The organism is Erwinia sp. AK-PDG3-5, from assembly GCF_056821705.1.
In genome coordinates this window covers 315,582-340,931 of sequence record NZ_CM165967.1, presented here as the reverse complement: position 1 = coordinate 340,931, position 25,350 = coordinate 315,582, and the positions used below count along the sequence as shown (strand labels likewise).

22 protein-coding genes are annotated in these 25,350 nt (G+C 57.2%); 13 read left to right on the top strand and 9 right to left on the bottom strand.

The genetic code is table 11. The features are described 5' to 3' along the window. Window positions 1-44 precede the first annotated feature (44 nt). Window positions 45-860: a TIM barrel protein gene (locus AC1UKS_RS01490; RefSeq protein ID WP_482435466.1), complete on the top strand. Its 816-nt coding sequence runs from the start codon at window positions 45-47 to the stop codon at window positions 858-860. A 107-nt stretch (window positions 861-967) separates the two neighbouring features. On the opposite strand, the gene AC1UKS_RS01485 is transcribed toward AC1UKS_RS01490, so the two are convergent. Next, window positions 968-2,188 carry an MFS transporter gene (locus AC1UKS_RS01485; RefSeq protein WP_482435464.1) on the bottom strand — a complete coding sequence of 407 codons (1,221 nt, stop codon included), beginning with the start codon at window positions 2,186-2,188 and terminating at the stop codon, window positions 968-970. A gap of 259 nt (window positions 2,189-2,447) precedes the next feature. Here AC1UKS_RS01485 and AC1UKS_RS01480 point away from each other — a divergent pair, with 259 nt between their 5' ends. The 5 genes from AC1UKS_RS01480 to uxuA all read left to right on the top strand — a co-directional run bounded on the left by AC1UKS_RS01480 (window position 2,448) and on the right by uxuA (window position 8,350). Beyond that, entirely contained in the window at window positions 2,448-3,152 is a 705-nt protein-coding gene (locus AC1UKS_RS01480; protein WP_482435463.1) for an ABC transporter ATP-binding protein, read from the top strand. Continuing rightward, on the top strand, window positions 3,149-4,123 hold the full coding sequence (locus tag AC1UKS_RS01475; RefSeq protein ID WP_482435462.1) for an ABC transporter substrate-binding protein: 975 nt from the start codon (window positions 3,149-3,151) through the stop codon (window positions 4,121-4,123). Before AC1UKS_RS01480 ends, AC1UKS_RS01475 begins: the two co-directional genes overlap by 4 nt. Window positions 4,124-4,166: 43 nt before the next feature. Further along, window positions 4,167-5,819: an ABC transporter permease gene (locus AC1UKS_RS01470; protein ID WP_482436865.1), complete on the top strand. Its 1,653-nt coding sequence runs from the start codon at window positions 4,167-4,169 to the stop codon at window positions 5,817-5,819. A 62-nt stretch (window positions 5,820-5,881) separates the two neighbouring features. Beyond that, window positions 5,882-6,955, top strand: a complete 1,074-nt coding sequence (locus AC1UKS_RS01465) for an AI-2E family transporter (protein WP_265909255.1) — start codon at window positions 5,882-5,884, stop codon at window positions 6,953-6,955. A gap of 210 nt (window positions 6,956-7,165) precedes the next feature. Beyond that, the gene (gene uxuA / locus AC1UKS_RS01460; protein ID WP_482435461.1) at window positions 7,166-8,350 is read left to right on the top strand and encodes a mannonate dehydratase; all 1,185 of its coding nucleotides are present in this window, start codon (window positions 7,166-7,168) and stop codon (window positions 8,348-8,350) included. Between the two features lie 49 nt (window positions 8,351-8,399). Here the strand turns inward: uxuA and AC1UKS_RS01455 are convergent, their stop codons facing one another. After that, window positions 8,400-8,729 carry a DHCW motif cupin fold protein gene (locus AC1UKS_RS01455; protein ID WP_482435459.1) on the bottom strand — a complete coding sequence of 110 codons (330 nt, stop codon included), beginning with the start codon at window positions 8,727-8,729 and terminating at the stop codon, window positions 8,400-8,402. 87 nt (window positions 8,730-8,816) lie between these two features. Then, window positions 8,817-9,839, bottom strand: a complete 1,023-nt coding sequence (locus AC1UKS_RS01450; protein WP_482435458.1) for a LacI family DNA-binding transcriptional regulator — start codon at window positions 9,837-9,839, stop codon at window positions 8,817-8,819. Between the two features lie 244 nt (window positions 9,840-10,083). Here AC1UKS_RS01450 and iolG point away from each other — a divergent pair, with 244 nt between their 5' ends. Beyond that, window positions 10,084-11,070 (top strand): inositol 2-dehydrogenase, encoded by a 987-nt coding sequence (gene iolG / locus AC1UKS_RS01445; protein WP_482435457.1) that lies wholly within the window; start codon window positions 10,084-10,086, stop codon window positions 11,068-11,070. Between the two features lie 6 nt (window positions 11,071-11,076). On the opposite strand, the gene AC1UKS_RS01440 is transcribed toward iolG, so the two are convergent. Continuing rightward, on the bottom strand, window positions 11,077-12,018 hold the full coding sequence (locus tag AC1UKS_RS01440) for an ABC transporter substrate-binding protein (protein WP_482435455.1): 942 nt from the start codon (window positions 12,016-12,018) through the stop codon (window positions 11,077-11,079). Between the two features lie 12 nt (window positions 12,019-12,030). Beyond that, complete coding sequence (locus tag AC1UKS_RS01435; RefSeq protein ID WP_265909251.1) at window positions 12,031-12,801, bottom strand: class II aldolase/adducin family protein; 771 nt, start codon at window positions 12,799-12,801, stop codon at window positions 12,031-12,033. Window positions 12,802-13,036: 235 nt separating this feature from the next. Between AC1UKS_RS01435 and AC1UKS_RS01430 the strand changes: the two genes are divergently transcribed. After that, entirely contained in the window at window positions 13,037-14,602 is a 1,566-nt protein-coding gene (locus AC1UKS_RS01430) for an EAL domain-containing protein (protein ID WP_482435454.1), read from the top strand. Here the strand turns inward: AC1UKS_RS01430 and AC1UKS_RS01425 are convergent. Then, window positions 14,599-15,108 (bottom strand): hypothetical protein, encoded by a 510-nt coding sequence (locus tag AC1UKS_RS01425; protein ID WP_482435453.1) that lies wholly within the window; start codon window positions 15,106-15,108, stop codon window positions 14,599-14,601. The genes AC1UKS_RS01430 and AC1UKS_RS01425 overlap by 4 nt on opposite strands. Before the next feature lie 484 nt (window positions 15,109-15,592). Between AC1UKS_RS01425 and proP the strand changes: the two genes are divergently transcribed. After that, a complete protein-coding gene (gene proP, locus AC1UKS_RS01420) occupies window positions 15,593-17,098 on the top strand; it encodes a glycine betaine/L-proline transporter ProP (RefSeq protein WP_053141435.1) in 1,506 nt (501 codons plus the stop codon). A gap of 69 nt (window positions 17,099-17,167) precedes the next feature. Here the strand turns inward: proP and AC1UKS_RS01415 are convergent, their stop codons facing one another. The 3 genes from AC1UKS_RS01415 to ygbI all read right to left on the bottom strand — a co-directional run bounded on the left by AC1UKS_RS01415 (window position 17,168) and on the right by ygbI (window position 21,333). Next, complete coding sequence (locus AC1UKS_RS01415) at window positions 17,168-18,283, bottom strand: ABC transporter substrate-binding protein (protein WP_482435452.1); 1,116 nt, start codon at window positions 18,281-18,283, stop codon at window positions 17,168-17,170. A gap of 23 nt (window positions 18,284-18,306) precedes the next feature. Then, window positions 18,307-20,430 carry a TonB-dependent siderophore receptor gene (locus AC1UKS_RS01410; protein WP_482435451.1) on the bottom strand — a complete coding sequence of 708 codons (2,124 nt, stop codon included), beginning with the start codon at window positions 20,428-20,430 and terminating at the stop codon, window positions 18,307-18,309. Between the two features lie 141 nt (window positions 20,431-20,571). After that, window positions 20,572-21,333, bottom strand: coding sequence for a DNA-binding transcriptional repressor YgbI (ygbI, locus tag AC1UKS_RS01405; RefSeq protein ID WP_105760395.1), 762 nt, complete (start codon window positions 21,331-21,333; stop codon window positions 20,572-20,574). Window positions 21,334-21,645: 312 nt separating this feature from the next. Between ygbI and ltnD the strand changes: the two genes are divergently transcribed. The 4 genes from ltnD to AC1UKS_RS01385 are packed head-to-tail and all read left to right on the top strand — an operon-like array spanning window position 21,646 to window position 25,221. After that, the gene (gene ltnD, locus AC1UKS_RS01400; RefSeq protein WP_482435450.1) at window positions 21,646-22,560 is read left to right on the top strand and encodes an L-threonate dehydrogenase; all 915 of its coding nucleotides are present in this window, start codon (window positions 21,646-21,648) and stop codon (window positions 22,558-22,560) included. Beyond that, on the top strand, window positions 22,560-23,822 hold the full coding sequence (otnK, locus tag AC1UKS_RS01395) for a 3-oxo-tetronate kinase (RefSeq protein WP_482435449.1): 1,263 nt from the start codon (window positions 22,560-22,562) through the stop codon (window positions 23,820-23,822). Before ltnD ends, otnK begins: the two co-directional genes overlap by 1 nt. Then, window positions 23,819-24,442: a 3-oxo-tetronate 4-phosphate decarboxylase gene (gene otnC, locus AC1UKS_RS01390; RefSeq protein ID WP_482435447.1), complete on the top strand. Its 624-nt coding sequence runs from the start codon at window positions 23,819-23,821 to the stop codon at window positions 24,440-24,442. Before otnK ends, otnC begins: the two co-directional genes overlap by 4 nt. A 2-nt stretch (window positions 24,443-24,444) precedes the next feature. Continuing rightward, on the top strand, window positions 24,445-25,221 hold the full coding sequence (locus AC1UKS_RS01385) for an HPr family phosphocarrier protein (protein ID WP_265909244.1): 777 nt from the start codon (window positions 24,445-24,447) through the stop codon (window positions 25,219-25,221). Window positions 25,222-25,350 lie beyond the last annotated feature (129 nt).

Below are 25,350 nucleotides of genomic sequence, written 5' to 3'. Positions count from 1 at the left end.
GGGCCTCTTCTGATCCTCTCTACCTTGCTTGCAGGAGCAGTACCATGGCGATTGACCCTACCCGTTTCTGTATTAACCGTAAGATTGCCCCCGGCCTCAGCATCGAACAGTTTTTCCAACTGGTGAATAAGCTTGGGCTGCATAAAGTTGAACTGCGTAACGATATGCGTGGCGGTAGCGTCACCGACAATCTGAGCCATGCCGAAGTGAAAGCGCTGGCGCAGCGTTACGATCTGGAAATTGTCACCATCAATGCGGTCTACCCGTTCAATCAGGCTGACGATGCGCTGATGGCGAAAGCGGAAAGCTTACTGAAAGATGCGCAGGGCGTTGGCGCAAAAGCGCTGGTGCTTTGCCCGCTGAACGATGGCACGCCGGTTTCCGAACAGCAGACGCTTGAGGCGCTGCAAAAACTTGGTCCGCTGTTTGCTCAGTATGGCATTGAAGGGCTGATTGAGCCGCTGGGCTTCCCGGTAAGTTCGCTGCGCTCGGCGCAACAGGCGCAGGCGTTGATCCGGGATGCCAAGGTGCCGTTCCGCCTGGTGCTGGATACCTTCCACCATTTCCTTTATGAGAAGGCAGAAGAAGAGTTTGCCAGCGGGGTGGATATCAACGCGATTGGCCTGGTGCATCTGTCCGGCGTGGAAGATGGCCGTCCGACCAGCGAACTGACCGATGAAGAGCGCATTATGCTGACCGAGGGGGATGTGCTGAAAACTGCCGCTCAGGTGCAGCGTCTTGAGCAGTTGGGCTACCGGGGAATTTATGCTTTCGAGCCGTTCTCCTCGGTGATGGACAGCTGGAAAGCGGCGGATATTGAGCGTGAAATCCGTCGTAGTATCGAAATCTTGCAGGATTAATGCCGGGGGAAACGCCCCCACCCTTATCTGTGTCACTTTGGCGGCAGCTGTCGAACTGCCGCTATTTTTTTGCTGTTACCCGCGTGCCCGCAGGCGTCCAGCCGGGCTCAGGACATCTCGACCAGCGCCTCTTTTTGCCCCTTCAACACCCGTTTCAGTCGAATCGTCAGCAGGATCGCCACGCAAACCAGCAACGCGCTGATCAGGTAGATCACCGGCACGCCGAGATAGCTCATGGCAAACCCGGCCAGCGGCCCGGTAATGCCCAATGACAGGTCCATAAAGGTGGTGTAGGCGGCCAGCGCGCTGCCCTGATTTTGTGGCGGAACGGCTTTCACCGCCACCACGCCAACGGCCGGGAACACCAGCGAGAAACCGGCACCGGTGAAGAACGCGCCCAGCTTTGCCATCCACGGATCGACCGATCCCCATACCAGAAACAGCCCCACCGCTTCCACCGCGAAGCAAACCAGCGCGACGGCCAGCCCACCATGGCGATTAATGGCATTAGGAAACAGCAGACGCGTACCGACAAATGCCCCGCTGAACAGGGTCAGCGCCCAGGCTGCGCCATCCCACCCCTTATCCTGATAAAACAGGGTGATAAAGGTGGCGATCACCCCAAACCCGGCTGAACCCAACGCCAGGATCACGCCATAACCCCAGATCTTGCCCAATACGGCGCGGAACGGCAGCGGCTTGCCTTTGCTGCTGGTGACGTTAGGCCTGGGTAGCGCAAACAGAATGGCGATCAGGGCGATAGCGATGATGATCCCCGCCAGCAGCAGCAGGCCGCCCCACTGATAAATGCCCACGCCCAGCGGTGCGCCAATCGCCATGGCACCGTAGGTGAAAATACCGTTCCACGAGATGACCCGACCAATATGCAACGAACCCACCACGCCCACGCCCCACAGCGTGGAGCCGGTGCCGGCGAAGCTTTGCCCGACGCCTAAGATCACTCGCCCCAGGCAGAGCATCATCAGGCTTACCACCGGCAGCGCGCTTTCCACCGCCGCCAGCGCATAGCAGATGCCACTCAGCAGCGCGCCGCACAGGCCAAACACCACCACCTTTTTGGGCCCCCACAGATCGGCATAGCGGCCGGCATGCGGACGACTGAGCAGGGTGGCGAAGTATTGCAGGCTGACCACCAGCCCCGCCCAGAAGGCGCTGTAGCCCATCACGTCATGGACGTAACCCGGCAGAACCGCCAGCGGCAAGCCAATAGTCAGGTAGCTGGCAAAATTGAAAATCACCACGGAAATGATGCGCAGATTCAAGCGTAAACCGCTTTGAGCAGGCTCCAGCGCGGGTTGATCAGGCATGGGGATCGGGACTCTGTTAACAACAACACGAGAGGTCACTATACCTTGATTTCCCCCCTGCCTGTCATCCCCCGTTTACAGGATGGTCACCATTTCCGCCATAAATCCGTCACATAGCGCTCCTATACTGCCGCCTTAATGAAGTCCCAAAGAGGATAAAAAATATGTTAGCTCCCCTGATTTTCCCCCAGGAGAGCGCGAACCGTCGGTCACGGCTGACGGTCTGTGGGCGATGCCTGTTCATTACCGAGGCCGCCTTATGACGCGCACTCCGATCCGCATTGTGCTGAAGGGCATTCAATATGCCTTTGGCGATCAGCGCGTCCTGCAACAGCTCGACCTGACGGTTGAAGCCGGCACCACCGTGGCGCTGCTGGGCCCGTCCGGCTGTGGCAAAAGCACGCTGCTGAAACTGCTGGCCGGTCTGCTGCAACCGCAGCAGGGCGAAATCCACTTTGGTGACCGGCTGATTGCCAGCCCGCGAAGTGCGCTTCCCCCGGAACAGCGTGATATCGGCATGGTGTTTCAGGACTACGCGCTGTGGCCGCATATGACGGTGGCGCAGAACGTCGGCTTCCCGTTGTTGATGCGCAAGGTGGCGACCGCCGAACGGCTGAAGAAAACCATGATTGCCCTTGAGCGCGTTGGCCTGGCCAACTTCGCCCTGCGTCGCCCTGGGGATCTGTCAGGTGGCCAGCAACAGCGCGTGGCGCTGGCACGCGCCATCATCGCCGAGCCCGGCATTCTGTTGTTTGACGAACCGCTCTCGAACCTTGATCGCGATCTGCGTGAATCTTTATGCCGTGAGATGAGCAGCCTGCTAAGCCAGCTGGGCACCACTGCGGTATATGTCACCCACGATCGCAACGAGGCCGACGTGCTCGCCAACCGCATTGTTCACCTGTCACACGGTTCCGTGACGTCCATTCAGGCCGTCACGCCATACTCTGGGGAATTAGCATGAAATCCATTTTGACTAAAAAAACAGGAGCCATCGTCGCGATGATCTTCACCTCCGCCATGATGATCAATGATGCCAGCGCGCTGACGGTGTATACCGCCGGACCTGGCTCACTGGCCAAAAAACTTGCCGCCGGTTATGAGAAGCAGACCGGCGTAAAAGTGAATATTTTCCAGGCCACCACCGGCAAGGTGATGGCCCGACTGGAAGCCGAGCAGGCTAATCCGCTGGCAGACGTGCTGATTTCCGCCTCCTGGGATACGGCAGAAGATCTGCAGCATCGCGGCTGGCTGCTGCCTTATCAAAGCGCCAACGCGGCTAAGGTGCCGGATGCGCTGAAGAGCGATGCTTATGTGGCGCAGGGTATTTCCGCACTGGGCATCGTCTGGAATACCAAAAGCGGCACGCCGGAACCGAAAGAGTGGGCCGACCTCACTACGCCCGCGTTTAAGGACAAGGTGACCACGCCGGATCCGTCGATGTCTGGCGCCTCACTGGATCTGTTGATTGGCCTGCAAAACGGCATGGGAGACGGTGCCTGGCAGCTGTTCGATAAGCTGAAAGCCAACGGCATGGTGATCAGTGGCCCGAATGCGCAGGCGCTGACGCCGGTTTTACAGGGGGCGAAAGCGGCGGTCTTTGGCGCGGTGGATTATGTCTCTTATGGCAGCATTCAGGATGGTGAAGCGATCAAAGTGATCTTCCCGGAAAGCGGCACGGTGGTCGCACCGCGTCCGATGATGATCCTTAAATCAACGCAGCATGCGGCAGATGCCAAAGCCTTTATCGATTATGTGCTGTCACCGGAAGGCCAGGCATTAGTGGCGGGTGCGTGGTTGATGCCAGCCCGTGCAGATATTGGCGCGAAACGCCCGCTGCTGAACGATCTTAAAATCCTGCCAGCGAAGAGCGAGGCGAAAAGTGACCGCGCGGCGGTGCTTCAGCGCTTCGGCAACGTATTTGCACAGCAATAACGCGACCTTACGCACTGGAAATCTGCCTGTGAAACTGCGCCTGATGCCACTGCTGACCGTGGCACTTTTAATTATTTTGGTGGCGCTGCCGCTGTTATTTATTCTGCTGCAGGCGCTGTTCCCGGCGCTCAGCGAAGGATCGCTGGCCGGGGCGTTTTCGACTCTCCCGGCGTTGTTAACGGATCCTGAACTGCCGACATTACTGTTGGGCACGTTGAAAACCGGCGTTGGTGTGGCGCTGTTCAGCGCGCTGCTGGGAATTCCGCTCGGTACGCTGCGCGGGCTGTTTCATCTGCCGCTGGCCCGCGTGTGGGATTTGCTGATGCTGATCCCGTTCCTGACCCCACCCTATATCGCCGCACTCAGCTGGATGCTGGCGCTGCAACAAAATGGCTACCTGATGCAGCTGGGCGGGCCGAACCTCAACACTCTGCTCTTCAGCCAGACCGGCATCATGGTGATCATGACGCTGAACATTTTCCCGGTGGTGTACTTTGCCGTGTCGCGCAGCATGCTGGCGAGCGGTCAGCGGCTGGCAATGGTCGCCCGGATACATGGCGCATCCGCCTGGCGGGCATTCTGGCATGTTTCCCTGCCGATGGCGCTGCCCGCACTGGCGGCGGGGGTGTTGCTGGCCTTTACCCTGGCGATTGAGGAGTTCGGCGTACCGGCAGCACTGGGCCCGCGTGCGGGTGTGGTGATGTTGACCGTTGGCATAGAACAGCGGCTGGCGGACTGGCCAATTGATTTGCCCGGGTCGTCGTTGCTTTCGGTGATGCTGGTGCTGATCGCCCTGGCGGCCTTCGCGCTGCAAAAGCCGCTGACCGGCAATAAACAAGTGACCAGCATTACCGGCAAACCGGCGCAGAGCAGCCCGGTTCTGCTGGGTGTGTGGAAAATCCCGGTGATGGCGCTGTTTACCCTGGTTTCAGTGGTGGTGGTGGCAATGCCGCTCTGCTCGCTTTACGTCACCGCGCTGATGTCGACGCTGTCCGGCGGGCTGCACCTGGCTAACCTCACCGATCGCCATTTTGTCGCGCTGTTCGCGCAGCAAAGCGAAGCGTTATCGGCCCTCTCCACCAGCGTGGCGCTGGCGCTGGGTGCCGCCGCCATTACCGGCGTGCTGGGTTTTCTGGCAGCCTGGCTGGTGGTGGAGGGCAAAATGCGTGGCGCGAAAATAATCGATGCCCTGTCGTTGCTGCCTGCCGCCATCCCGGGCGTGGTGGTTGGCGTGGGGTTAATCCTGCTGTGGAACCGATCGTTCTGGCCGGTTTCGCCTTACAACAGCTGGGCGATCTTACTGCTGTCGTACTGCTGCATTCTGCTGCCGTGGCCGGTGCGCTATGTCGGCAGCGCGCTAAAACAGATTGGCGGCAATCTGGAACCCGCCGCCCGCGTGCACGGGGCCAGCTCGCTGCAGGCGCTGCGCCATATTATTCTGCCGCTGGTGTTTCCCAGCCTGCTGGCGGCGATGCTGATGGTGTTTGCCATCGCCTCCCGCGAGCTGGTGACCTCGCTGCTGCTGGCACCCGCCGGTACGCAAACGGTGGCGGTGTTTATCTGGCGGCAGTTTGAACAGGGCTCGGTCGGTCAGGGAATGGCGATGGCCAGTATTGCGATGACGGTGAGTTTGCTGCTGATGCTGGCGGCGCTGGCGCTGCTGCAAAAACAGGGAAAAGCCTCCGATCTTTCCTAAAAGCATCCTGGCACTGTTCAGAGGCGTTAAACTTACGCATCTGAGGTTGAACTGGAGAGGGAATGAGCGAACTGCAGCAGGAAAAGATCGGGCAGAATATGCTGTTGAAAATGGCCACGCTGATTGTGATTCTGGCGGGTATCAAAGCGGCATCAGAGATTCTGGTGCCGTTTTTAATGGCGCTGTTTCTGGCCATTGTGTTGAACCCGCTGGTCACCTATTTGATGCGCAAAGGCGTCAGGCGGGGCCTGGCCATCAGCCTGGTAATGCTGGGCGTGCTGATTGTTATTGGCCTGCTGGTGGCGATGGTGGCCGGATCGGTCAATGAATTCAGCGACATCTACCCGCAAATCCGCGCGCAGATGGAGCATAAGCTGGGCATCGTGCAGCACTTTGCCGCCACCTTCCATATCAACCTCTCCACCGAACGTATGGCCGAGCGGCTGGATCCGAATTCGTTGATGAACGTCGCCACCACGGTACTGAGCCAGTTCTCCGGGGCGATGACCAATGTGGTGCTGCTGCTGATGACCGTGGTGTTTATGCTGTTTGAGGTGCATCACCTGCCCTACAAGCTGCGTTTCGCGTTGGTGAACCCGAAAATCCGCATTGCCGGTTTGCATAAGGCGCTGAAAGGCGTCACCCATTATCTGGCGCTGAAAACGCTGATCAGTCTGATTACCGGGGCCGCCGTCTGGCTGTCGCTGTTTCTGCTGGGGGTGAAGTTTTCACTGCTGTGGGGCGTCGTCGCCTTTGTACTGAACTTTATTCCCAATATCGGCCCAATCATTGCCGGCATTCCGCCGCTGATCCAGGCGCTGCTGCTGAATACGGTGTTTGATGCCGCGATGGTCGCGGTGCTGTTCACCGCCATTCATATGGTATTTGGCAATATGCTGGAGCCGCGCGTGATGGGCAAAGGGCTGGGACTCTCCAGCCTCGTGGTGTTTCTGTCGTTGATTTTCTGGGGCTGGCTGCTGGGGCCGGTGGGTATGCTGCTGTCCGTGCCGCTGACCAGCGTGTGTAAAATCCTGATGGAAACCACGCCGGGCGGCAACAAGCTGGCGATTCTGCTGGGGAATGGCAGACCGAAAGAGAAAAAGGCGCTGACCCGAAGAAAGTCGGCGAGCGAATAAGCGGCGTTCCGGCCTCAACGGTGGCGGCTGAACCCGCCACCAATCCAATCACTGTCCGCTAAAAAGCCGATCGTAGACGTGCTGGATATGCCACTCAGCGCGCTGCGATCCGGATCACGGCACTCCACTGCCGTTGCGTTTTATCCTTGGTCCATCCGCCTGACCACTGGGCCGTAACCGGTTTTTTCCTGCGTATTTAAGGAGCTCTGCATGGAACACACATGGCGCTGGTATGGCCCAAACGATCCCGTTTCGCTGGACGATGCCCGCCAGGCGGGAGCAACCGGCATCGTCACCGCCCTGCATCACATTCCGAATGGCGAGGTCTGGCCGGTAGAAGAGATTCAGGCTCGCCAGGCACTGCTGGCGGAAAAAGGGCTGGTGTGGTCGGTGGTGGAAAGCATACCCATCCATGAATCGATCAAAACCCAGCGCGGTGATTATCAGCATTACATCGCCAACTATCAGCAGTCGATCCGCAATCTTGGTCGCTGTGGCATTGATACCGTCTGCTACAACTTTATGCCGGTCCTCGACTGGACGCGTACCGATCTGGCCTGGACCCTGCCGGATGGCGCCAAAGCGCTGCGCTTCGACCATATCGCCTTTGCCGCCTTCGAACTGCATATTTTACAGCGGCCGAACGCCAGCCAGGATTACGACGCGCAGGAGCAGCAAGCCGCCGCTGACTACTTCAATGCCATGACGCCGGACGCCATCGAGACCCTGACCCGCAACATTATTGCCGGGCTGCCCGGTGCGGAAGAAGGCTACACGCTGGAGCAGTTCCAGGCGCAGCTTTCGCAGTACGACGGCATCGATAAAGCTGGTCTGCGGAAAAATATGGCGGCGTTTCTGCAGGCCATCGTGCCGGTGGCGGAAGCGTCCGGCATCGTGCTGGCGGTGCATCCGGACGATCCACCGCGCCCGATCCTCGGCCTGCCGCGCATTGTCTCCACGCAGGAAGATATGCAGTGGCTGAAAGAGACCGTGGACAGCGTGCATAACGGTTTCACCTTCTGCACCGGCTCCTACGGCGTGCGGGAAGATAACGATTTAGTGAAGATGGCGGAAACCTTCTCCGACCGCATTCACTTCGCCCATTTACGTTCGACGCTGCGCGAAGAGAACCCGAAAAGCTTCCACGAGGCGGCGCATCTTGGCGGCGATGTGGATATGGTTGGCGTGGTAAAGGTGATTCTGGCGGAAGAGCAGCGTCGCCGTCAGCAGGGCAACACGCGCGGGATCCCGATGCGTCCCGACCACGGTCACCAGATGCTGGATGACCTGCATAAGAAGACCAATCCGGGCTATTCAGCCATCGGCCGTCTGAAAGGGCTAGCGGAGGTGCGCGGAGTGGAAGTGGCGCTGAAGCAGATCTATTTTAACGACTGAAGTTAACGGGCCAGGCACGGATCTGGCCCGTCATTGCACCGGCAATCGCCTAATCGACGATAAACAGCTGCGCGCCGGTGTGGGTCCAGGAGCGATGCGCTTCGGCATCATCGGCGACCTGATAGCTCATTCCCGCCGTCAGGGTGAAGACCCGTCCATCGTCGAGTTCGGTGTGCAGCTCGCCGGACAGACACAGCAGAATATGCCCTTTGGAACACCAGTGATCGGCCAGATATCCGGCAGTGTATTCGACCATTCTGACGCGAATTTCGCCGAAATGCTGGGTACGCCACAGCGCTATGCCGGTTTCGCCAGGGTGTTCAGTGGTGGCCAGTGCGGACCATGCCGTGGTGCCAAACGGAATATCACTCATCTTCATCGTGGGGATGTCCTGGATTTAAGAGGCTTATCGCAGCATAGCAACGGCGCGGCGCGCATGTCCTGCTGTATTTTGCGCCGTCAGGGATCAAAAATGCGCATACTTGGTATAAATCAGCAAAGGGGTGTTTATGCTCTGAATACTCTCACCGGTCCGTAAACGGTCGATAACCTCAACACCTAGCTCGATTTCCCGTTGAATATCATGGCCCAGTACGATATCCATTTCCCCGGTTTCCAGCAGGCTGCGGGTGTAGTCACTCAGCTCATGCCCAATAAACACCACCTCGTTAGCCAGCCCCTTTTCCGTCAAGGCACGCGCGACGCCGCGATTACCACCCGCCATATTATAAATGCCGGCCATTGGCGGATTGTCTGCCAGAAACTTTTTCACGCTTTGGTATGAACTTTCCGATTCATCGTTGATATTCACTCTTTCCACCACCGTCAGATGCGGAAACTCCAGCCGTAACGCCCGGCGGAATCCCACTTCCCGCTCTTCCTGGGTGCGATAGGTTGAGCTGAAGATCAGCAGGATATTGCCGGGCTGTTTCGGCAGCATCCGGCCCATCAGCCAGCCAGCGGTGGAGCCGGTGCTGATTTGGTCGAGGCCGACATAGGCGGTACGCCGCGAATTGGGCAGATCGCTGGTCAGGCAGATGACGTGGACGCCGTTATCGATCGCCTCACGTACCGCGCGGTTGATTTTAACGTCGTCGCGGCAGACCAGAAACACCGCCTCTGATTCTGCTGCCCGGCGGGCGATCAGCTGGCTGAAGCGCTCGGTGTTCACCTGCACATTCGCCACGCTGTCAAAACTGAAAGCGATTTCAGGATGAGCCGCGATATAACGCCGGGCTTCCTGTTCCACCAGGCTGATAAAACTGGTGCCGGACTCGCAGATAAAGGCGATACGCCGCTGCTGCCCGGTCACGCCGCTCTCATCCCAGTTGCCACCCAGTCGTTTTATCGCCAGTTTGACCTTTTTTCGCGTCACGTCACGCACGCCCGCGCGCCCGTTCAGCACCCGATCGACGGTGGCCATACTGATCCCGGCCTCTTTGGCTATTTCGGCGATGGTGGGCCCTTTCCAGCTGTTTTTGTCAGGCATGCCTGCATCCCTTTCCTTGCGCGTGAAGTGTTTTTCATCATAGTGCAAAGCGCGCATTCAGCCAGTAAGGCTAAGCCAATGATTCCATTCTGTTTGCTGCAAAATGATGGACTTCACCTCATTTAAATCTGTGATTTAACGCATTTTTTGATGATGCCGTTTGGCCTTTGCGTTGACTTTATTTCGGCCAAAAACGATCACTCATGCACCAGCTATTTCTCTCCCTAGACTAAGGAATCAGTGTATGTATAACGTTGCCCTGTTCGGTGCCGGTCGTATCGGTCAAATCCACGCGGCCAATATCGCGGCGCACCCAGATTGTCACTTACAGTATGTGATCGACGTGTATCCTCCTGCCGCCCAGGCACTGGCAGAAAAATACGGGGCGACAGTGGTTACCGCCGAACAGGCGCTGGATGACAGCAGCATCAACCTGGTCGCCATCTGCAGTGCCACCATTACCCATGCCGATCTGATTGAGGCCTCAGCCAAAGCGGGCAAGGCCATCTTCTGTGAAAAGCCGGTGGACCTGAGTTTAGAGCGCGTCGAGCGCTGCCTGGCCACGGTCAAAGAATGTGGCGTGACCCTGATGGTCGGCTTTAACCGCCGCTTCGACCCGAGCATGGCGCAGCTTCAGCAAAGCCTGGCCGCCGGCGAGATTGGCAATACCGAGATCGTCACCATTATCTCGCGCGATCCCGGTGCGCCACCGGCGGAATACCTGAAAACCTCTGGCGGCCTGTTCCGCGACATGACCATCCACGATTTTGATATGGCGCGCTGGCTGCTGCAGGAAGAGCCGGTCAGCGTCTATGCCAGCGCCTGTTCGCTGGTCGATCCCGCCATTAAGGCGCTGGGCGATATTGATACCGCCGTCGTCACCCTGACCTGTGCCAGCGGCAAAATGGCGGTGATCACCAACAGCCGCCGCGCCAGCTACGGTTACGATCAGCGCATTGAAGTGCACGGCAGCGAGGGGATGCTGGCGGTGAATAACCTGCCGGAAAGCAGCCTGGTAAAATCCGACATTGGCGGCGTGGTGGCGCAGAAACCGATGTATTTCTTCCTGCAACGCTATGCCGATGCCTATCGTCTGGAGTTCGCCAGCCTGATTGCGCACCTGAAGAGTGGCCAAGCCATCTCCCCTGGCGGCGAAGACGGTTTGCAGGCGCTGCGCCTGGCGGACGCAGCGCTGGCGTCGATGAACAGTGGCCAGGTGGTGCGGCTGTAACGGAACCTACTGCGCCGCGAACACGCTGGTGTCGGTGATCGACTGGACGTCCACTTTCGCCGGCAGGATCGCCAGCGAGGAGAACAGATCGGAGACCTTCTGCACTTTCGCAATATCCTCCGCCGAGACCGGGCGAATGCCGTGAGAAATCCTGACGGTAATCGCCTTCGCGTCTTCCGGCGACAGTCGGGTCAGAGAAGAGTAAACCTGATTATATTCATCAGGATGCTGCAGCGCCCATTCCCGCGCTTTCGCCAGGCGGCGGGCAAAGTCGGCTATCGCCAGCCTTTTTTGCGGATCCTTTAACGAACTCCCGGTGGCGGTAACAAATGACAGCGCGGTGGTCAGCCCTTTGCCGTCGCGCAGCAGGCGCGCCCCGTGCTGTTCGGCGATGCCGAGATAGGGATCGAAGGTCGCCCAGGCGGCAATCTGCCCGGAGTTGAACGCGGCGCTGGCATCGGTTGGCAGCACAAAACGGACCGGCACCGCATCACGCTTTACGCCCGCCTCTTCCAGCGCCTGATACAGCAAGTGCTGGGAAATGCTGCCCCGGGCGGAGGAGACCACCACCGGTTTGCCAGCCAGATCCTTGACGCTGTGGATCGGTGAATCGGCCGGAAGAACCAGCCCATTCGAACCGGGATCGCCGACGTTAGTCGCAATAATCTTTAATTCCACCCCGCCCGAAGCCGCCATCAGTACCGGCAAATCCCCCGCATAAGAGGTATCCACCGCCCCGGCGCGTTGCGCTTCGAACAACGGCGCCGCGCCCTGGAAATTGGCCCAGCGATACTGATATGGCGCGTCTTTCATCACGCCAGAGGCGTCCACCAGCGAACGCAGATTACGCGCCTGATCGCCCAGCACCAGCGTCACGCCTGAAAGGTCACTGGCCGCGCTGGCGGCATAAGTGGTGCAAAGCAGCAGCACGGCCGCTAAATATTTCATGGCGATCCCTTATTAAAGTGCGTTGCGTTGCAGCTGACGGATATACGCATCCCAGTGCAGGAGATATTTTTTGTTTTTAATGCCGTTATCAAACACCTGCGCGGCTTTCTCCGCCACGTCGTCCGGCACGATGGTCAACTCGCTGCCGCCGGTCTGGGCAGCCAGCTGGGCCACGCAGGCGCGTTCAAGGTAATAGAGGTTATAGAAGGCTTCTTCCAGGTTGTTGCCACAGGTCAGCAGGCCGTGATTGCGCAAGATCAGCGCGTTGAGATCGCCCAGATCGGCGACGATGCGCTGCTGCTCGTCCAGATCCAGCGCTATCCCTTCGTAGTCGTGATACGCCAGACGTTGGAAGAAACGCATGCTGTGTTGGGAAATCATCAGCAGACCCTTTTTCTGCGCCGCCACGCCAATCCCGGCGGCGGTATGGGTATGCAACACGGCATGGGTTTCCGGGCGCGCGCGGTGGATGGCGCTGTGGATCACGTAGCCGGCCGGATTAATGCCCAGACCGGTCGGATCGTCGATGATCTCGCCATCCAGATCGATCTTGACCAGCGTTTCCGGGGTGATCTCATCGAAGGTTTGTCCGTAGGCGTTGATCAGGAAGTGAGGCTTTTCCCCCGGCACGCGCAGCGAGAAATGGGTATAGATATGGTCGGTCCAGCGCAGTTTCGCCGCCAGCTGATAACAGTGCGCCAGTTTGACCCTCGCCTGCCACTCCTCGTCCGTGATCCTGCCCCGTAAAGGCGCTGCACTTTTTAGTACCACCGCATCAGTCATTTTCGCTCCTGTTGTTGTCCGGGTTACGCGGCCAGACCGCGAGGGCATCCTGACACAGGAGAAAAACGGCGGGGAAACGATCAATCTGGCAATAATTTGCAGAATATTGACTAAAGCCGGGTCTCTGCGCTTATGATGCTGGCAGACTATCTGGCTTTTCGTCAGCCATTCCGCCATTCGCGGCAGGCCGGAACTTTTTTTTACGCAACGATTTGTTGGGTTACAGAGGTACGACGTGGACTCTATTTTTAAGACCAACCCGGAAAAGAAGGGCCTTTTTCTGAGTATTGCCGGTCTGGCGCCCCTGATCCTCTGCCTGCTGTTTACCTTTATTGACGCCCAACAAATTGTGCATCGTCAGCAGGCCGTCACCGCCTCGATGCTGTTAACTCAGGCCGAATCAATTAGCGATCAGGCGTGGAATATGGTCGGCTATTTGCGCATGTTTGACGGCAAATCCTGCGACGATATCAATGAGCAGCTGCAACAATATGCTTCGCAGTACCCCTATTTTCGCTCGATAGGCGTTATGCAGCATGGCGAAGTCACCTGTTCATCGATTTATGCCGGTTTAAAGGGTGACCTTAAAACCATGTTGCAGGCTTCCCCTCCGGAATCGCGTAAAGCCTGGTGGATGTATTCGCTGGCAGGCACCTTTTCGGTCAAAGATCGCCCGGCTGTGATCTATATGCTCGACACGGCAAGCAGGTTCAGCAGTTATGCGGTGGTGGATGGCCAGTATCTGCTCGACTTTATGGATGCGGTGGGTAAAAGCCATGACTACGCCATCGCCCTGCAGTTTGGTGGCGGTTACCGTATCGCCAGCGGCGTTCTCCCGGAAGCCACCGCTTCCCTGCTCAGTTCGCATACCCTGACTGAAAGCTCTCAGCGCTATCCGATTGTCGCCACCGTCACCTCTCCTGCGCGTGACCTGGCATTGACCTGGCGCCACGGCATGATGACCTTTATTCCGATGGCGGTTATTTTCTCGCTGTTATTAATGATGGTGACCAATAACTTGTTGAAGCGAAAGGTGTCGATCCGCGACCAGCTTAAGCGGGCTATCCAGCGTCGGGAATTTTCGGTGAGTTATCAGCCGGTGTATAACGTCGAGACAGGAAAAGTGTCCGGTGCGGAAGCGCTAATGCGCTGGAAATTACCTAATGGCCATTGGGCCAGGCCGGACTTGTTTATTCAGGCTGCTGAAGAAGAAGGGATGATTGTCCCGTTAACGCAGAATTTATTACAGAATATCGCCGACGATATGCGCGACTGGCAGGTCCCGCCGAACTTCCATATTGGATTGAATATCGCCGGTGAGCATATTCAGCATGCGGATTTTATGGCGGACATTCGTGCATTTGCCGCCAAAATAGCCCACCATCAACCGAATATTACCCTTGAGCTGACCGAGCGCAGCCTGATTTCCGACGGCGACGATGTGATCAGCAAATTGCAGCAGCTTCGCCTGGAGGGGATCAAGATCGCCATTGATGACTTCGGCACCGGCCACTGCTCGCTCTCTTACCTGCAAACCTTCCCGCTGGACTACCTGAAAATTGACCGTGGCTTCGTGAATGCCATTGAATCGGTTGAGGGCGAAGCGCCGGTGCTGGATGCGATTATCATGTTGAGCCATAAGCTGAAGCTGAGCATCGTGGCGGAAGGGGTGGAAACACCGCTACAGCTGGAGTATCTGAAAAAGCGTGGGGTAATCTTTATCCAGGGCTATCTGTATGCCCGGCCGATGAGCGGCAGTGCGTTAATGGCGTGGATGGAAGAACAAAAGGTAAAAAGTTAACTGCGACGTTTAAGTGCGGCGCGTAATGCCACGTTGACCGTTTCGTCAGCCAGCGGCGGGGTTATTTTTGTTTCGGCTTTAATCCCTACCGCTTCACGGCGTGCTTCTACCCGCTGATTAATGCGTTCCAGCGTCGGCATAATATGATCGGCCAGCTGCTGATACTCCTGATAAATTTCCTCGCGGCGGGAATTAACACTTTGCTCGCCCAGTTTTACACCCAGCGCCTGAAAGCGTTCCACCATTCCCTGCATCTGCTTTGACAACAGTCCGTAACGGTTTAGCAACCCAGCCTGCTGCGCCACACTTTTGCTCTGTAAATGCACCTGCTGCAATACCTTGTCGACACTTTCACCACAGTTCAGCCACGCATTTTGCGGCGAAATGACCTGATTATCAAAAAGGTTAACGGCGTGATAATGACGCCAGAGACATAAATTATTATCAATGCTTTCGTGCATATTAAGATAATAATTTTCAAAGGTGTTGCTATTTTTATTATACATTGCTGACTCCGCAAAAATGCGGCAGGAAGTATTACCCATAGTCTGTTCTCACGCAACAAATAACTTTTTTGAATTTCATTAACTATTTTCACTTAATTCAGCCAATGAATTATCAGCAATTAACGGTTTTGTTCTCTTCTATTATTCTGCTCATCAGAATAAATACCTGCCAATGGCCGTTTTGCCGTGAAGCAGCCCCGTCGGCGGCTGGTCCTGGCTTTGTTAAATTCCTTGTCTGAATCAGATTCGGTCTGTTGCATCGCTGTAGCTAATTTCAGACAGAAATTATGTTAGCCGCGTAAGAAACGATATACTGAAAGCAGACAGTTATCTGTTGATGGGCGCCATTACCCACCACAAATCGCTGTCAGTGGGGCTTCTGGCCCTGCACTATTTGACCCGTTTCGCCCGGTGCCAGGTCTTGCGCACGAGCAGAAAGGGGCAAGAATCTAATTGGGAAACAGACAATTACAGGGTGTTTTATATGAAGCTACGTAGGAAGCGTGTTAAGCCGATTGGCTTAAAAGACGTAACGATCATTGATGATGCCAGGTTACGCAAAGCCATTACCGCAGCGTCGCTGGGTAACGCTATGGAGTGGTTTGACTTTGGGGTTTACGGCTTTGTGGCCTTCGCCTTAGGCCAGGTGTTTTTCCCGGGTGCCGATCCGGGTTTGCAGATGATTGCCGCTCTGGCAACCTTCTCCGTTCCTTTCCTTATTCGTCCTTTAGGTGGTCTTTTCTTCGGCAGACTCGGTGACAAATACGGTCGCCAGAAAATCCTCTCGATTACCATTGTGATCATGTCGGTCAGTACCTTCTGTATCGGCCTGATACCCTCTTACGCCACGATTGGCATCTGGGCACCGATCCTGCTGCTGCTGTGTAAAATGGCGCAGGGCTTCTCGGTCGGCGGCGAATATACCGGCGCGTCGATCTTCGTGGCGGAATACTCCCCGGACCGTAAACGCGGCTTTATGGGTAGCTGGCTGGACTTCGGTTCCATCGTCGGCTTCGTCACCGGTGCGGGTCTGGTCGTCCTGATCTCCACCGTGGTCGGTGATGCTAAGTTCCTTGAGTGGGGCTGGCGTATTCCGTTCTTCGTGGCGCTGCCGTTAGGACTGATCGGTATCTACCTGCGTAACGCGCTGGAAGAAACGCCGGCGTTCCAGCAGCACGTGGACAAGCTGGAAAAAGGCGATCGTGAAGGTCTGGCCGAAGGGCCAAAAGTGTCGTTCAAAGAGATTGCCACCAAGCACTGGAAAAGCCTGCTGGCCTGTATCGGTCTGGTGCTCTCGACTAACGTCACCTACTACATGCTGTTGACGTATATGCCGAGCTACCTGTCACACAATCTTCACTATTCCGAAGATCACGGCGTGTTAATCATCATCGCTATCATGATTGGTATGCTGTTTATTCAGCCGATCATGGGCCTGATGAGCGATAAGTTTGGTCGTCGTCCGTTCGTGATTATCGGCAGTATCGCGCTGATGATTATGGCCATTCCTTGCTTCATGCTGATCAACAGTAACGTCACCGGGCTGATCTTTGCCGGTCTGCTGATCCTGGCGGTGATACTGAACTGCTTCACCGGCGTGATGGCCTCATCGCTGCCAGCGATGTTCCCGACGCACATCCGTTACAGCGCCTTAGCCAGTGCCTTTAATATCTCGATTCTGGTGGCAGGTCTGACGCCAACGCTGGCCGCCTGGCTGGTTGAATATACCGCGAACCTCTACATGCCGGCTTACTACCTGATGGTGGTGGCGGTTGTGGGCCTGGTCACCGGTATCATGATGAAAGAAACCGCCAATATGCCACTGCGTGGCGCGACCCCGGCGGCTTCCGATATTCATGAAGCGAAAGAGCTGTTGCAGGAGCATCACGATAATATCGAAACCAAAATCGACGATATCAGTGAGCAGATTGCCGAGCTGGAAGAGAAACGTAAGCATCTGATTAATCAGCATCCCAATATCAACGAATAACGTTGGTCTGGACTTATAGCAGCAAAAGGCCCGCGAAATTCGCGGGCCTTTTTTTATGGCCTGACGTTTTTAGTGCCCGTTTGCAGCCGGGTCAGCCGTGGTCCAGTAGGTGCCCTTTTCGGCTAACGGCAGGAACTGCTGATTCATCTCATCCAGCGTTTTACGCGGGTCGAGATCGGCAAACAGCTGGGGATGTAGCGCCTTCGCGAAGATCTCCACATCCAGCAGATGCCACGGACTCATATAGAAGTTATGCCACACCGCCAGCGCCCGGCCATTGCGGATGGCCGGCAGTTGGGAGATGACCGACTCATTCGCCAGCGCCTTGCTGAAGCTCTGCTGAGCCGCCGCCGCATTGACCTGCGGGCCAAGCTGAAGCTGCTCCGTTTGCTGCGGGCCGCCCGAGCCGGTGGCCAGGTAAACCTCCGGGTTGGCGGCAATGATTGCTTCCGGACTCAGCTGGCCAAACACGCCGCCAAACCGACCCGTCGCAATATTATTGCCGCCGGCAAACGCCAGTAAATCGGCCAGATTGCCGTGGCTTACCGTGGTGCAACATTCCTCTCTGCGGCCGATATGCAGCTGCAACAGCACGCTCGGTTTTGCCGGATTGGCGGTTGCCAGCCGATCGCGGATCAGATTCATATGCTGCTGATAGAAATCAATAAAGCGCTGCGCTTTCGCCTGATCATTCAGCGCTTCGCCCAGAATTTTCAGGCTCGGCACGGTGTTTTTCAGCAGGTCGACACGGGTATCGATATAGATTACCGGAATGCCCGCCGCAGTAAGCTGCATCTGGAAGCTGTTATGATTGCTTTCCTGTTTGGCATACACCGGCAGGATCACCAGATCGGGCTGCAGGGCGATCACCTTCTCCACGCTGATCTGGGTATAATTCGACTTGCCGACCAGCGGGATGGTCTTGATCTGCGGGAATGCGTCAACGTAACGATCCCAGCTCTGACGATCCAGCTTTTGCAGATCGCCCGGCCAGCCCACCACCCGTTTCGCCGGGTTGCCCTCTTCCACCAGCGCCAGGGTGTAAATCATCCGGCTTTCCCCCACCACGATCCGCTGCGGGTTATCCGGCACCTCTACCTTGCGTTGCAGAATGTCGGTGATGGTTTTCGCCGACGCCACGCTGCTGACCAGCATCAGCAGCAGGCTGATCAATGTCCTGTTCATCGCTTTTCCTGTTCTGTTTGCTATCAGAAATCGACAGACGCTTGCAGATACATTACGCGCGGCTCGCCTTCACTCACCCGCAGATTACCGCCACTGGACTGGTAATATTCCTTATCAAACAGGTTGTTCATATTCAGCTTCAGCTGCGTATGTTTCCCCACCAGCTGGCTGTCCCAGGCGATAAAGGCATCCGCCACGGTGTAGTCCGGCATGGTGAAGCTGTTTTCAGGATCGCCAGCACGGCTGCCGACGTAGCGTCCGCCGCCGCCAATACGCAGTTCGCCCGGCAGCCAGGAGAAGCGCAGGGTGTGGCTCAGATACAGGCTGCCCATATTGGTTGGCGCGTTGACCAGACGGTTGCCGACGTTATCCGGGTTAAGGTTGTCCTCAACGATCTCGGTTTTGTCATAGCTGTAGGTCGCCGTCAGGTTCCAGTCCTTTGCCACTTCGCCGTTGATTTCAACTTCAGCGCCGGTTGAGCGGGCTTTCGGAATGTTACGGGTCACGCCGTTGATAAATACCGACATGTCTTTTTCATCAATGCGGTACAGCGCCAGCGTGGCAGAAACCGCCGGCACCACCTGCCACTTGGCACCGACTTCATAGGTGGTGCCTTTTTCAGTCGAGGCGACGTTGCCGTCGTCATCGGTTTGCGTCGACGGGGTAAAGGACTGGCTGTAGCTGCCGTAAAGCGACAGATCCGGCAGGACTTTATACACCAGCCCCGCCTGTGGCAGGAAGCTGTCGCCCCGATCGTTCAGCGTGGTAGCGGGATTGGTCCAGCCGCTGCTGGCGGTCTGGGTGTAACGCTGGAAACGGCCGCCCAACACCGCGATCCACTTATCGGTCAGGTGAATGCTGTCTTTGGCAAACACTGACCGGCTGTAGAGGTTGGTTCGCAGGTTGCTGATCGTGTCGCTGACGGTGCTGCTGCTGACCACCGGTTCTTCACCATAAACCGGGTCGTACATATTGAAGGTTTTGGAAACTTTGCCGCGATAGGAATAGGCCTTATAGGTTTCGTCCTGCTCGTAGTCCACGCCGAGCATCAGATCGTGCTGCAAGCCCCAGATCTCCGGGCTGCCGCCGATATCCCATGACAGATAGGTGGTCTGATGGTTAAAGCCACGGTTGGCGTCCGCGCGGCGCGAGACAATCCCGGTGGTGGTGTCGATAGCGGTGGCCCTGACTTCGTTGCTGTCATAGCGGCGCTGCATCCAGCCATAATTAACGTGGGTCGCCCAGGTGTCATCAAGGTTATAGCCGTAATTGACGTTCAGCCGCTTATTTTTGCCGTAAGCATGGTTGGCGCTGTCGTCCAGCCGTTCGTTATACGGAATATCGACCGGTTTTTTGTTGATAAAGGCGGTGCCACGGTCATACGGGATATCGTATTTATTTTCCATGTAGCTGATATTGAACGAGGCTTTCTCGCCAAACCAACTCAGGGAAGGGGCAATCAGCGTATGCTGGTTCACGCCGAAGTTGCGCCAGTAATCTTCGCGCTGGCGTTCGGCAATCAACCGGAAGGCAAAACCATTGCCGAGCGGACCGGTGATGTCCACCGTACCGGCACCGCCGCCGAAGCTGCTGGATTCGCCGCTGATATGGGTATTCCACTCATACTGCGGCTTTTTGCTGACCAGATTGATCACGCCGCCAGGATTGAGAATGCCGTACATCAGGGAAGCCGAGCCTTTCAGCACTTCCACACGATCGATGGTTGAATCCATCGACAGGCCCTGATTGCTGCGGATGCCATCGAGGAAAATCGATCCGTCAGAGTTGGCGCCAAAGCCACGCTTAACGAAGCCATCTTCAATACCCCCGAGCGTATTGCCCTGGGTGACGCCGCTGACAAACTTCATCGCGTCGTTAACGGTTTTGACCTGGTAATCTTTGATCACCTGCGACGTCACCACGCTGACCGACTGCGGGGTGTCGTTACGCGGTGTGGCGGTGGTGCCGCCAATGGTCGCGGTATCCTGGCTGTAGCTGCCCACCGCCGTCGCCGGATCGGCATTGACGGTCAGGGTGCTCTCTGCCGCCAGCGCGGAGCCGCTGCCCAGCAGGCTGACAAACAGAACTAAATGCGGTTTTCCATGGAGGCGCGTGAAGGTGGAAAAGGAGAAACGTGGCGTTTTCATAAAGTGATTGCGATGTTGTTAGTGTTTTTGTGCGCGAATGATAATAACTTTCATTGTCATTATCAATCTCACTAATAGCCTGCGCCTTTTAGTAAATAAAAAAAGGGCCAGAAGGCCCTTTCTACATCGTGCGACACGCCGTTAACTGGCCAGCGTGATCTCGATTTCCAGCGCCGCCATTTCCTGGCGGGCGGAGTCCGGCAGATAGGGATCGGTAATAATCGCGTCAAAGCGGGCCAGCGGCAGCGCGAGGAAGGTGGCGATCTTGTTGTATTTTGAGCTGTCAGCCAGCAGCACCCGTTTGCGGCTCACTTCACTTACCGCACGCTTTACGGTGATCTTCTCCGCATCGGGGGTGAAGATCCCGCGCATTCCCCAGCAGGACGCGGAGATAAAGGCGATATCAATCGACAGTCCCTGCAACGCCAGCGCCGCCGCATCGCCGACGCAGGAGCGGTTATCGCGACAGAGCGTGCCGCCGGTGTGGATCATCCGGCACTGGCTGTTGTCGATAAAGAAGTTGGCAATCACAAAGTCATTGGTGACGATGGTTAAATCGTCCCGCATACCCAGCTCGCGGGCCAGCGCCAGCGTGGTGGTGCCGGCATCCAGATAGATGCAGCTGTTACGGGGAATATGCCGGGCCGCCGCTTCGCCAATCGCCTGCTTCTCCTGGCTGAACATACTGGTTTTATCCAGATGTGACGGCTCGCTGGCCAGTCGCTCGGTCGATCGCACGCCGCCCGACACCAGCATGACCGCGCCCTGCTCTTCCAGCTTCTGCAGATCCCGTCGGATGGTCATATGCGACACCGCCAGCCGATCGGTCAGTTCAGCAATGCTCACCACGCCCTTTTCCTGCACCAGCGCTAAAATTTGTTGATGTCTTTCGACCGGGATCATGGTCTCTCCTTGTGAGCGGGTTATCTGCGGGACAAGTGTAATGGAGCTGAGGCGCGGTCTGCACCCCAATTTTTATCATTTTATCACGCACTCGGGGAACTGCTCAGGTTTTGATCAGCAGACACAAAGACACATGCCACTGATAATAAAGGATTTAATACTTTATAACGCGATTCACAGGCATGTTAAACCTTGTGAAATACAGGTTAATTACTGTTAATTAATGTGATACAGGTCACCAAGTCTGGCGATAAAAGCGCCTATACTTCACACAACAAAACAAATAATCACCTAAATTAACACGGAGAGCGTATGCCTAACGCATCATCAATGTCGGTCTGTGTCGTTGGCCTCGGGTCTATGGGCATGGGCGCGGCGCAATCCTGTATCAAAGCCGGCCTGAACACCTACGGTGTTGACCTGAATCCCGCCGCGCTGCAAACGCTGCTGAGCAGCGGAGCCAAAGCGGCCGAAACCCGTGCGGATGGCTTTGCCGAACAGTTAGATGCGGTGCTGTTGTTGGTGGTCAATGCGCAGCAGGTGAACCAGATCCTGTTTGGTGATAACGGCCTGGCGGCCCATCTGAAGCCCGGGACCGCGGTAATGGTGTCCTCCACCATCTCTTCGCAGGATGCGCTGCTGATTGAACAGCGTCTGGCGGAGCATCAGCTGATTATGCTGGATGCGCCGGTCTCTGGCGGTGCGGCGAAAGCGGCGCTGGGCGAGATGACGGTAATGGCCTCCGGCAGCGATAAGGCCTTTGCGCTGCTGCAACCGGTGCTGGATGCCGTGGCAGGCAAGGTCTACCGCATTGGTAGCGAAATCGGTCTCGGCTCGACGGTGAAAATCATCCACCAGCTGCTGGCAGGCGTGCATATTGCCGCCGGTGCCGAAGCGATGGCGCTGGCGGCGCGCGCCGGTATTCCGCTGGATACCATGTATGACGTGGTCACCAACGCAGCGGGGAACTCGTGGATGTTTGAGAACCGTATGCGTCACGTGGTGGACGGTGATTACTCGCCAAAATCGGCGGTGGATATCTTTGTCAAAGATTTGGGTCTGGTGGCCGACACCGCCAAAGCGCTGCACTTCCCGCTGCCGCTGGCCTCCACCGCCTTTACTATGTTCACCTCCGCCAGCAACGCCGGCTATGGCCGTGAAGACGACAGCGCGGTGATCAAAATCTTCAGTGGCATTACCCTGCCAGCGAAAAAGGAGCCGCAATAATGCGCCTGGGCGTGATAGCAGATGACTTTACCGGTGCCACCGATATCGCCAGCTTCCTGGTGCAGAACGGCATGGCGACGGTACAGGTAAATGGCGTGCCGGCCGAGCCGCTGGCATTGGAGGCTGAGGCGATTGTTGTCAGCCTGAAATCCCGCTCCTGCGCAGCGGAGAAGGCGGTTGCCGACTCGTTGCAGGCGCTGGCATGGCTACAGCAACAGGGCTGCGAGCGCTTCTACTTTAAATACTGCTCGACCTTCGACAGCACCGTCAAAGGCAACATCGGTCCGGTTACCGACGCGCTGCTGGCCGCGCTGGGCGAAACCCAGACCATCATCTCCCCGTCACTGCCGGTCAATGGCCGCACGGTGTATCAGGGACATCTGTTTGTGATGGATCAGCTGCTGTCGGATTCCGGTATGCGCCACCATCCGGTGACGCCGATGACCGACAGCAACCTGCTGCGTCTGATGGAAGCCCAGAGTGAAGGCAAAGCCGGACTGATCAACAGCCAGACGCTGGATCGGGGTGCCGACGCCGTGCGTCATGCGCTGGCTGAACTGAAACAACAGGGCGTGCGTTATGTGGTGCTGGATGCGCTGAACGAACAGCATCTGTTGACCCAGGGCGAAGCGCTGCGGGAAATGACGCTGGTGACCGGCGGTTCCGGCCTGGCGATCGGTCTGGCCCGTCAGTGGGCAAGCAGCGCCCATAACAGCGCGCAGGCGCAGGCCGCCGGCACGCCGCAGGGGGAACGCGCGGTGGTACTGTCCGGCTCATGCTCTACCATGACCAATCGTCAGGTGGCGCGTTACCGCGATCAGGCGGCGTCTCTGGCGGTCGACGTGGAACGCGCGCTGGCACAGCGTGACGCCTATGCGATCGAGCTCTGTGACTGGGTCGCGCAGCACAGCGGCGAAAGCCTGGCACCGCTGCTGTTCGCCACCTCTGAACCGGAAACCCTTAAGCGTATTCAGCAACAGTATGGGGCCGAAGAAAGCAGTGAAGCGGTCGAGCAGCTGTTTGCCGCAGTGGTGCGAGAACTGCAACAGCGTGGCTGGCAGCGCTTTATCGTCGCCGGTGGTGAAACCTCCGGCGTGGTCGCGCAGACGCTGAATATCGATGCGTTCCATATCGGCCCGGTGATTTCGCCCGGCGTGCCGTGGGTCAAAGCCGTTTCCCAGCCGATCTCGCTGGCGTTGAAATCCGGCAACTTTGGCGATGAAAACTTCTTCGCACGCGCTCAACAGGAGTTCTCGCTATGACTGAACAACAAGCACGGGAAGAGATGGTCCGGCTGGGCGCGTCCTTCTTCCAGCGCGGTTATGCCACCGGTTCGGCGGGCAACCTCTCGATGCTGCTCGAAGACGGCACGCTGCTGGCCACACCCACCGGCTCCTGCCTCGGTGAGCTGGTCGCCGACCGGCTGTCGAAAGTGACGCTGGAAGGGGAATGGATTGGCGGGGATAAGCCCTCGAAAGAGGTCAGCTTCCACCGCGCCATCTATCTGAACAACCCGGCCTGCGGCGCAATCGTCCATCTGCACTGCCTGTATCTGACCGCCCTTTCTTGCCTGGAAGGCCTGGATCCGCACAACTGCATCCGCCCGTTTACCCCGTATGTGGTGATGCGCGTCGGCGATGTGCCGGTGGTGCCCTATTACCGTCCGGGCGATGCGCGGCTGGGTGAAGACCTGGCGAAGCTGGCACCACATTACAAAGCTTTCCTGCTGGCCAATCATGGCCCGGTGGTGGTAGGCAAAACCCTGCGTGAAGCGGCGGACAACACCGAAGAGCTGGAAGAGACCGCCCGCCTGATCTTCACCCTGGGCGACCGCCCGATTCGTTATCTGAAGGATGACGAAGTGGCTGAATTACGGAGCTAAACATGCCTAAGTTTGCTGCCAACCTCTCAACCATGTTTACCGAACTGCCGTTTATGGCGCGTTTTGACGCGGCAGCGGCAGCGGGATTCCGTGGCGTGGAGTTTCTGTTCCCTTACGACTATGCCGCCAGCGAATTAAAGCAGGCGCTGGAACGTAACGATCTGGCGCTGGTGTTGTTTAACACCGGGCCTGGCGATGTGGCCGCCGGCGAATGGGGCGTCTGTGCCATTCCCGGCCGTGAAGAAGCCGCCCGTCGCGATATCGATATGGCGCTGGAATACGCGCTGGCACTCGGTTGCCCGCAGGTGCATATCATGGCCTCCACCGTGCCGGAAGGCGCGGATCGTGAAGCTTACTGCCAGACCTTTATCAGCAACCTGCGTTACGCCGCCGACCGTTTCGCGCCGCACGGCATCCGCATTTTGCTGGAAGCGTTAAACCCGAAAACCAAGCCAGGCTATCTCTATTCCAGCCAGTACCAGACGCTGGAGATGGTCAAACGCATTGATCGGCCGGGCGTGTTTACCCAACTCGATCTGTTCCATGCCCAGCTGGTCGACGGCAACCTGAGCCATCTGATCACCGCCTTTAGCGGCCAGTATCAACACATCCAGATTGCCTCCGCACCGGATCGCCATGAACCGGACGAAGGCGAAATCAACTACCCGTGGATCTTCGATTTAATCGATCGCAGCGGCTATCAGGGCTGGATCGGTTGCGAGTACTTCCCCCGCGCCAGCACCACCGACGGGTTGGGCTGGTTCGACGCCTATAAATAGTTAACGACTGACCGAGTAAACGCTGCGCGCCTTTAGCGCAGCGTTGGCTTTCTGTTGCCTGAATCAGGCCAGAGCCAGGGATGACCTACCCATACCATGTTGAAAAGCATGATAAAATTATAAAATCCT